Origin of the sequence: Novosphingobium silvae (assembly GCF_009856825.1) — a bacterium.
GTDB lineage: Bacteria > Pseudomonadota > Alphaproteobacteria > Sphingomonadales > Sphingomonadaceae > Novosphingobium > Novosphingobium silvae.
In genome coordinates this window covers 1-6,541 of the sequence record NZ_WVTD01000048.1, presented here as the reverse complement: position 1 = coordinate 6,541, position 6,541 = coordinate 1, and the positions used below count along the sequence as shown (strand labels likewise).

At 61.8% G+C, this 6,541-nt stretch carries 7 protein-coding genes; 3 read left to right on the top strand and 4 right to left on the bottom strand.

Annotated features, from left to right (window positions below):
* Positions 1-720, bottom strand: a 720-nt coding sequence (locus tag GR702_RS21745) for a GntR family transcriptional regulator (RefSeq protein ID WP_160987603.1), incomplete at its 3' end; no start/stop codon positions are given.
* 169 nt (positions 721-889) lie between these two features.
* On the opposite strand from GR702_RS21745, the gene GR702_RS21740 reads away from it, so the two are divergent.
* Both GR702_RS21740 and GR702_RS21735 read left to right on the top strand, forming a co-directional pair.
* The gene (locus tag GR702_RS21740) at positions 890-2,086 is read left to right on the top strand and encodes a cytochrome P450 (RefSeq protein WP_160987602.1); all 1,197 of its coding nucleotides are present in this window, start codon (positions 890-892) and stop codon (positions 2,084-2,086) included.
* Between the two features lie 171 nt (positions 2,087-2,257).
* Positions 2,258-3,160 carry an SDR family NAD(P)-dependent oxidoreductase gene (locus GR702_RS21735; protein WP_160987601.1) on the top strand — a complete coding sequence of 301 codons (903 nt, stop codon included), beginning with the start codon at positions 2,258-2,260 and terminating at the stop codon, positions 3,158-3,160.
* A 128-nt stretch (positions 3,161-3,288) separates the two neighbouring features.
* On the opposite strand, the gene GR702_RS22515 is transcribed toward GR702_RS21735, so the two are convergent.
* The 3 genes from GR702_RS22515 to GR702_RS21725 are packed head-to-tail and all read right to left on the bottom strand — an operon-like array spanning position 3,289 to position 4,732.
* A complete protein-coding gene (locus GR702_RS22515; protein ID WP_237449884.1) occupies positions 3,289-3,600 on the bottom strand; it encodes a hypothetical protein in 312 nt (103 codons plus the stop codon).
* Between the two features lie 3 nt (positions 3,601-3,603).
* Positions 3,604-4,266: an SDR family NAD(P)-dependent oxidoreductase gene (locus GR702_RS21730; RefSeq protein ID WP_237449883.1), complete on the bottom strand. Its 663-nt coding sequence runs from the start codon at positions 4,264-4,266 to the stop codon at positions 3,604-3,606.
* Between the two features lie 28 nt (positions 4,267-4,294).
* Complete coding sequence (locus GR702_RS21725; protein WP_160987600.1) at positions 4,295-4,732, bottom strand: acyl-CoA thioesterase; 438 nt, start codon at positions 4,730-4,732, stop codon at positions 4,295-4,297.
* Positions 4,733-5,734: 1,002 nt separating this feature from the next.
* On the opposite strand from GR702_RS21725, the gene GR702_RS21720 reads away from it, so the two are divergent.
* Positions 5,735-6,541 (top strand): MFS transporter (locus GR702_RS21720; RefSeq protein WP_160987599.1); only part of this gene is annotated, 807 nt, incomplete at its 3' end.

The following is a 6,541-nucleotide window of genomic DNA, read 5'->3' as shown; positions in this document are numbered from 1 at the left end:
AAACGCGCTGATCTTCGCCCTCGTCGGCCAAGTCGCAGCCGAAGCCGGCGTGCTGCTGATCATCATGTCTGCGGGGCCGGGCTGAGCGCCGTCCCGAAAAATCGACTTCGGCAGCGGGCTGTTATCGCCAATCGAGGGGGGAAACCAGATTTCGAGATAGGCAACGGGACCTTCTTCAAGCGAACCCACCGTGCGCAGCAAAACGGCGTGCTCGCCATGCTCCAAGCCAAGGCGATTGCGAACCTGGATTGGTGGATCGGCCCGCCCCAACGAGAGGCAGCGGGTATTCAGCGACCCCGCCATGGCAAGGAATTCGTTGAGCGAACCGGTCAAATGGCTGTTGATACCCTTGAGCTTCTCGGCAACGAACGAGCCGACGCCGCGTCGTCGATCGATCAGACCTTGCTGCGCAAGCGCAGCAAGCGCGCGACGGACCGTGATGCGGCTGACGCTGTACTCAGCGCAAATCTGGTCTTCGGTCGGAAGAGCAGTGCCCGGCAGGAACTCGTTCGAAGTAATGCGGGCTCGCAGGCGCTGTTCGAGTTGATAGTAGAGGGGAACCGGTCCCTGTTCGAGCCGTTCACCTGCCAGAGTCGCTGCGCCGTTGCTCAAGCTTGCCAATGTGTCGACTTTCACTTGTCTCTGCCGTTTCGCCGCAGCCCGCTGTGCAAAATAGCGAACCATTGATCCATCAAAAGTGTTCCGGCGTGTTCTGCGCACTGCCGAGACCGAACAGCATAGCGCAATTCCAGGTTAGTCCGCGAGACACCCTTCCAACCATCGCCAACATGATCATCCGTCAGTCAGCAATGACCCGCTGGTACGCCGAGAGTAGCGTGAGCAGGAGCCCGGGACAACCCGCGGCCCATGACAGGAGAGGAACGCGGCCATGCGACACGTGGATCCGGAATCGGACAGCGCGCTGCGACATCACGAGGATTTCCACAAGCGTCTGCGTGAAGAAGGCCAGGTCGCCCACGTCGAGCAGCAGGACTATTATTTGGTCGGCGGCTACGAGGCAGTGAAGGACGTTATGGTCGACCATGACCGCTTCACTAAGTCCTACGGCAACCAATTGGCCCCAATGGAGCCCCGCTACGCCCTCAACCAGGATCCTCCGCATTTCTCGGCATTCCGCTCGCTCTATACGCGTTACATGTCGCCCGTGGGCGTGAAGCGCTGGACCAACGACTGTCAGGAAATTGCCGACCGCCTGATCGACGGTTTCGAGGATTTGGGGTCGGGTGACTTGCAGCCGCTTTTTGCAAAGCCGCTTCCGGCGGAAGTGACGGCAATTGCGCTGGGCCTTCCGCGCGGGCAGGTAGAGCGCTATCGCACATGGACCGACGCCTTCCTTTCGAACATGATTGCCGACCCGGCCAAGCAGGCACGCATTATCGGCGAGCTCTACAACTTTTTCGACGAGCAGTTCGAAACGCGGCGCCGCGTCCTTGCTGCCGCGGGTATCGACGTGCCGAAGCCCGAACATGTCGGCACCGTCCTCAGCGACGACCTCATCTCGGTCCTGATGGCGACGCCCTACCAGGGCCGCTACCTTACGAATGACGAACTGCGGCGCACCGTGCGGGGCTTCTTTATCGGCGGGGTAGACACGACCGGCGCGCTCATCCTCAATGTTCTTGCTCGCCTGCTCGAAGTTCAGGATCGCTGGGAGCAGGTACGCGCCGATCAGTCGCTCATCGAAAAGGCGATCGACGAAACCCTGCGCATCGATCCGCCGACGATCGGCATGTTCCGCGGTACGACCTGTCCGGTCGTAATGGGATCGGAGACAATCCCGGAAGGCTCGCGCGTACTCTATTCGATCCTGAGCGCCAATCGCGACCCAGCACATTTCGCCGATCCTGACACCTTCCGGATGGACCGCAAGGATCGAAGCCCGGCCCTCTCCTTCGGCTCGGGCGCTCACTTTTGCCCGGGCGCATGGACCGCCCGACTTGAAGCAAAGGTCGCTTTGCAGCGTTTGATGAACCGCCTGCCGCGCCTGCGCCGCACTGGCGAGCTCAAGTACTTCAAGACATCGAATTTCCGCATCGTCAGCAGCTTTCCGGCGGCTTGGAACTGAGAAGCCGAGACGCGGGCCCCGTCGCGGGCAGCCATTCCAAAGGCTTGAAACGCGTCAGCCGGTCAGAGGCACAGCTTGGGGGCAAAACGGCCGAAGTGCCGGGTCGGGTCTGGCGCCCCAGCATGGGCTTGCGGCAAGTCAATCCTGCGCCAAAGCCACGGGAGGTATCGCATGGAACATCTTCTCGATAAACGTGCCGGTCTCGAAGGCCGGATCGCCGCTGTCATTGGCGGTGGAGGGGGGATCGGCGCTGCCGTCTCACTGGCGCTGGCGCGCTGCGGCGTCGATCTGGCCCTGATGGACCGGGACACATCCGCGCTTGAGGATACCGCGGCACAGGCGCGCGCACTGGGGCGCAAGGTCGAGGTACTTGCAGGCGATGCCGCGGATCCGGCCACGCTCGATCTCTTCTATGACGGAGTCCACCGCGCCTTCGCGCGCCTCGACATCGCGGTGAATATCGCCGGCGGGACGAAGCGCCGCGCGTTTGCGGACGCCCGGCGCGAGGACTTCGCGCGCGATATCCAGGCGAACTATGGCTACGTCGTCCAGTCCTGCCAGCATGCGGTCCCGCTGCTGCGCGCTTCGGATCGCGGCGGCAGCATCATCAACTTCACTTCCATCGAGGCCCATCGCGGCGCCGCAAGCTTTGCCGTCTACGCGGGGGCCAAGGCTGCTACCACCAACTTTTCGCGCGCGCTCGCCGTCGAACTCGGCGACGAGAACATTCGGGTGAACTGCATTGCGCCCGATACGACGCCAAGCAAAGGCAATGCCGATGCCATGCCGCCAGAGGTCGCGGCAGGCTATGCCTCGATGGCGCCAGGGACGATTGCGAAGGGTCTCGGTATGTACGTCCCCCTCAAGTCTGCCCCGCCTGCAGACGCGCTCGCTGATGCGGTTCTATTCTTGGCCGGGGACCTCTCCGCATTTGTTACGGGCACGACAATCCATGTCGACGGCGGCACGATGGCGGCTGCCGGTTTTCTCGACTGGCCTCACGGCGACGGCTTCGTTCCCGTACCGCTCTCGGGCAGTCTTGCGAAGCTATTCGGCGAAGGAGACCCGGCCTGACTGATACTCCCCTCAGGGCCGAGATAAAGATCGAGCGGCACACTGCCCCAGATCGCCGACCTTTTGAGTTACACGGCCGCAGCAGGGTAGGAATCGCGGTTCTCCCCTGCCTCCGAGGACACAATATCCTAGGCGATTACGCCCTGCTTGCGGGCTGTCTTCTCGACCGCGCCGAACTCATCGTAGACGGTCATCGGCTCGCTGAAATCGCCGAGTTCCTCGATCTGCCCGAAATGATCTGCGATATCCTCGATTGACGGCGGCTGGCTTCCGGCAGGCGCGACCCAACCTTCGGCCGCGCAGATGCGAACGCGGGCATAGCGCCCCGCATTGCAAGAGTAGATCCCGTGAGTCGCGCTGCACTCCTCGCTCACCAGATAGAGAGCGAGCGGGGTGTTGAAGCCGAGCTCGACCCGGCCTTCGTGCACAGCATGGTTCACGCGCTAGACGGCCTCTGCAAATTTTGGGATTTCCATGAAGCCGGTGGTCATCTCATCTCCAAGCCGCGACAAGGCGGTCGGCAGCAGGACGTTCGACTGAATGCCGCATGCCGAACCTTCGATCGCAACGACGTGCGACAGGCCCATAAGACCGCCCTTCCCAGCTGCATAGTTGGCCTGCCATGCGTGGCCGAACATGGCCGATGCCGATCCGGTGAAGAGAATGCGTCCGTAGCCGTTTGCCCGCATGGCGCGATAGGCGGGCTGTCCGACGTAGAAAGCCCCCTTCAGATGAACGTCGAGGACCGGATCGATCTGGTCGTCCGAAAGATCCTCGAAGCGGTTGTTGCGAAGAAAGCCCGCGTTCGAGATCAGAATGTCGACCTTGCCCCACTCGTCAAGCGCAGCCTGAACGATGGCCGCCCCGCTTTCGCGGCTTGCCACGCTCTCATGGCTGGCAATAGCCTGGCCGCCGGCCGCGCGGATTTCCTCGACGACGGAATCGGCGGCCGTTTTCGAAGCGCCTACACCGGCTCCCGAACCGCCAAGGTCGTTTACGACCACGCGTGCGCCGCGCCGCGCTAGTTCCAAGGCATATGTGCGGCCCAGTCCGCCGCCTGCCCCCGTGACGATCGCGACGCGATCGTCGAACCTGATCTTGTCCATCAGCTTTCCTTTCCTTCTTTGTCCTGAATTATCCCACCAGGAGCGGGTTGAGCGCTTCGCGCTGCTCTGCCGTCAGGCTGACCGGCTCGCGGGTATGACGGTCCACATAGACATGGACGAAGTGCCCGGTTGCGGCAGGCTCCTCGATACTATCCTTGAACAGGGCGATCTCGTAACGCACGCTCTTGTCGCCGATCCGGGCGATACGAAGACGGGCATCGACAATCTCAGGAAATTCCAGGCTCTGATGAAACTCGCAGGCACTCGAAACACAAAGGCCGATCGAGCGTGACGTCTCCATCGCAATGACCCCGACGCTCAGAATATACCTCGTCACCACCTGGTCCATCATCGCATAGTAGATGGCGTTGTTGACGTGGCCGTAGGCATCGCAGTCGGACCAGCGAGTGGCAACCGGCAGCGCATAGCGATAGTCGGCGCGAGTAGTGGACTTGTCCTGGGGCAAGAAGGCAGCCTTTTGAAACGTGACAGCGAGACGTCAAGGGCCGCATGCGGATGCAGACCGCGCGCAGTTTGATCGAGGTGGAATTGGTCTTGGTCATGTTTGCTTTGCGTTCGCTGAGCGCGCAATTGCTGCCTTTGGGCCATCACAAATGCGATGATTGATCATCTCCGGGCCAGGACGGCAGCGTCCGCCAGTCCTTCAGAAACCTCTTCAAACTCGATTCTTCAACCGCGTCTTCGATCGTCCAGGCCCTAAACACCGATCAGTCAATCAGCGGCGATCCTATTCGCCTGTCGTGCGTCCCTCCCTCGCCATGCGCGCGGACTGAACCCGGTTCGTTGCCTGAAAGCTTCGCGGTGGGCGCTGGGATCGCCATAACCGACAAGCGGTGCAATGCGCTCCATTGAAAACGGTGCGTGCTCCAGCATGCGCTTGGGACGCCTCGATGCGCACCGACTGGAGATATCCGCTCGGAGCGGCTCCGGTTTCGGCAAGGAAGGGCCGGTGCAATGTGCGCCTGCTGATGCCCATAGGCTCGGCAAGTGCGGCAATGTCGATGTTCTATAACGTTCCGCGATCCAGTCCCGCGCACGCGCAATGGGCGTATTGGCCCTCGGCTCCTGCCCCGAACTTTCGGCAACGTCCATGTGGTCGGCGAGCCAGCGCGCGATGTCGGGATAAGCGATGCCCTCGACAAGGCGCACCGAAAGGCCGATGTCCGCCGCGCCGCCTGCGCCCCCGCCAGGATAGTGCCGTCCTCTGCGAGAGCGGTATCCCTGTCGAAACGCACGCGCGGCCACGACCGGGCGAAGCGATCGGAAAGCCAGCTTGGCACGGCGGCATTATGGTCAGTGTGGAAATCAGCTGAAAGGAGCAAGTCGTCTTCTGCCCGAGAGGCGTCAAACCCGGGAGGCATCACATATGCGGTGCTTGGCGAGGCGGAGCCGTCCTTCCGGGATGCTTGTGCTAGCCTGATATGAAATCGAGAAGTAGGAGAAGGAATTGAGCCAGAGCGATGGCATCTCGCTGCCTGCCGCCGATCTGTCCCAGCAGGGCCCAAGCCAATTCGACACGATCATGGCCGAATGGAGCGCCAACTGGCGCACAGGCCTCGCCGCCTTCATCGGCATGGGCCTTGGCACTTCGATCACCCCGACGGTGTTCAGCATCTTCGTAATGCCGCTTCAGGCCGCCTTCGGATGGTCGCGAGGCGAGATCGCCCTTGCCAACCTCGCCTCAATCCTGTCGGGCATCGCGGCTCCGTTCGCCGGGCGTCTGATCGATCGGACGGGCACCCGCAGACCGCTTCTGGCCTCGATCGTCATCGTTGTCCTTGGCTGGGCAATGCTGGGATCCATGACGGGCGGCATCTGGCAGTTCTACCTGTTCTATGCGGCGCTTTCGGTCGGAGGTCTGGTGACGACCGGTCTGGGCTATTCACGAGTGATCTGCGCAACGTTCACAAAGTCGAGGGGTTTCTCGCTCGCAATCGGTAGAGGCGGCCTCAGCATGATGTCGGCGGTACTGCCGATCGCACTCTATGCGATCATCTCGGCCTACGGATGGCGCTGGGCATACCTATCGCTTGCCGCCCTCACCCTATTCATCTCGCTTCCGATCGCCTGGCTCTGGATAGAAAGCAAGCCTCGGCGGACATTCTCGCGGATCGGCGCAAGCAAAACCGTAAGCGGTAAAAATCCCCCACGTGGCCTTGAGAACGGGGCTGTAATTTGGACGATCAGGCGGCGCTTGCGATGCTGCTCAGTTCGAACGAGGTTTGCGCGGCGTTGGCATCGGTCCAGCAATAGG